This window comes from Nitratireductor sp. GCM10026969 (genome assembly GCF_042660605.1).
Lineage (GTDB): Bacteria > Pseudomonadota > Alphaproteobacteria > Rhizobiales > Rhizobiaceae > Chelativorans.
Window position 1 is genome coordinate 1 of record NZ_JBHSUM010000284.1, and the last position, 1,755, is coordinate 1,755.

Consider the following 1,755-nt stretch of genomic DNA (forward strand, 5'->3'; position numbering starts at 1 on the left):
CCGCTTTCGCCGAGCGCTTCACGCGCGCCATCGGCGACCCCCCGATGCGCTATCTCGCCCGGCTGCGCTTCGAGCGGGCCTCCGCGCAATTGCGTGACACCTCCGCACCGATCGCACAGATCGCCTACGACGTGGGTTATGAATCCGAGGCCGCCTTCACACGCGCCTTCAGGCGTGCCTTCGGCACACCGCCGGCCGCCTGGCGGCGCGAGCACATGGCGCGCCCATGGGGCGGCGAACCCGCGCTATGACGCCCGGCAACGTCAAATGACCCGGAAGACCTCGTGTCTGCCGGCGTCGCGGTAGAAATCGACGCGGTTGCCGTTCCAGTGATAGTCGATGTGCCGGCCCTGCCGGGGGTTGGCTGCGCAGTCTGGATAGAAGAGCCCTGCGCACGCGCCGCCTTCATGCCGCACGCTCGGATAGACGATCCCGTCGGAGCCGACGCGGTGAAGCGTGGCGCCCAATTCTTGGCCGGCCCGGTAATCGTTTGCGTCGAGGACGGCTTTCCAGCGCGCTTCGTCGCCGCGCAGGTCGTGCAATCGGGTGTCGATGTCGAGGAGGATTTCGCGGAACTGCGACGTCCAGCCGGGCGCCTCGCCGGTTCGGGCCATGAAACGCTCGTGGTGATGGATGGTCTCGAAGAGCGCCGTCTCGAAGACCCGACCCGCGTAAAGCACGCCGAAATGTCCGGCGCTGAAACGGCTCGGCCGGTCGGGGCTGACATGGGTGAAGGGCGCCATCAGCCAGGTCGCGCCGGGGCCGGCGACACGCCGCCCGGGCGGTACGAGGTCGAGATTGCCGACCGATTCCATCAGCCGCGGATTGGTCTTCTGCTCGGCCGAAAGGATGAGCGGCCAGTCGGCCGGATCGGCGATGTCCTCGAACAGGTCGATGGGCGGGAAGACGCTGCGGATGATCCGCACCGCGCTTTCCCAGGAGATATGCGCGACAGGCGGAAGCGCGGCTTCGCTCACCAGCCGCCCCGCTCGGCGTCGAGATAGCGGCGCACCCGCATCAGGTCGGTCAGCTCGCCCTCCAGCATGACCTCCAGTGCGGAGCGCCCGCCGAACGCGGCGTTCGGTTTGCCGACCCAGTCATAGGCGCGCTGCGGCTCGCGGAAGATGATGCGCAGCGCCTTGTGGATGCCCATGAGGTTGGAAAGACGCGCCTTGCCGTCACGGTCGATGCGGCCGATCTCGCCCGCCTTCCAGCGCCGGTAGGTGCGCGCCGGCAGGTCGAGCAGCACGCCGGCCTGTTCGTCTGTCAGGCCCCATCGCCCGAACAGATTGACCACGGCGCGGAACATCGCCGCCGCCTCGTCGTCGGTGATCGGCGCCGGCCTGAAATCGCGCGCGACGGTATCGATTGGCTGTAACAGCGACATTGCGGTCTCCTTGCCACCCAAAGATAGGTTGCGGACGGCCATTTGGCAAGGTTTAGATGATATGAGGCCAAATGTTTCGGCCAAGCCCGAGAGTTCGGGAGGTTCTGGCGCTATACACCTCAGCGCGCCGCGCCCGTCTGCACCCGCCGGCTAACCGGCTTCCCCCGATGGTCGTGCCGGTGGAGCCCATGGCGCTGCATCTTCTCGTAGAGCGTCTTGCGCGAGATGCCGAGGGCCTCGTAGACCGCTTTCAGGCTGCCGCCATGGGCCTGCAGGGCGCCGGCGATCACGCTCCGCTCGAAGGCGGCCACGCGTTCGGCGAGGCCGCCATCCGCCTCCCCCTGCCCGGCCGTCTCGTTGTCGATGCC

The 1,755-nt window shown here is 67.8% G+C and carries 4 protein-coding genes; 1 reads left to right on the top strand and 3 read right to left on the bottom strand.

Annotated elements, in window-relative coordinates:
• Window positions 1–251, top strand: a 251-nt coding sequence (locus ACFP9U_RS24890) for a helix-turn-helix domain-containing protein (RefSeq protein WP_378625554.1), incomplete at its 5' end; no start/stop codon positions are given.
• A gap of 12 nt (window positions 252–263) precedes the next feature.
• Here the strand turns inward: ACFP9U_RS24890 and ACFP9U_RS24895 are convergent.
• The 3 genes from ACFP9U_RS24895 to ACFP9U_RS24905 all read right to left on the bottom strand — a co-directional run.
• Entirely contained in the window at window positions 264–977 is a 714-nt protein-coding gene (locus tag ACFP9U_RS24895) for an RES family NAD+ phosphorylase (protein ID WP_378625556.1), read from the bottom strand.
• Complete coding sequence (locus ACFP9U_RS24900) at window positions 974–1,387, bottom strand: MbcA/ParS/Xre antitoxin family protein (protein ID WP_378625558.1); 414 nt, start codon at window positions 1,385–1,387, stop codon at window positions 974–976. Before ACFP9U_RS24900 ends, ACFP9U_RS24895 begins: the two co-directional genes overlap by 4 nt.
• Before the next feature lie 119 nt (window positions 1,388–1,506).
• A partial coding sequence (locus ACFP9U_RS24905) for a helix-turn-helix domain-containing protein (protein ID WP_378625559.1) occupies window positions 1,507–1,755 on the bottom strand: 249 nt, incomplete at its 5' end.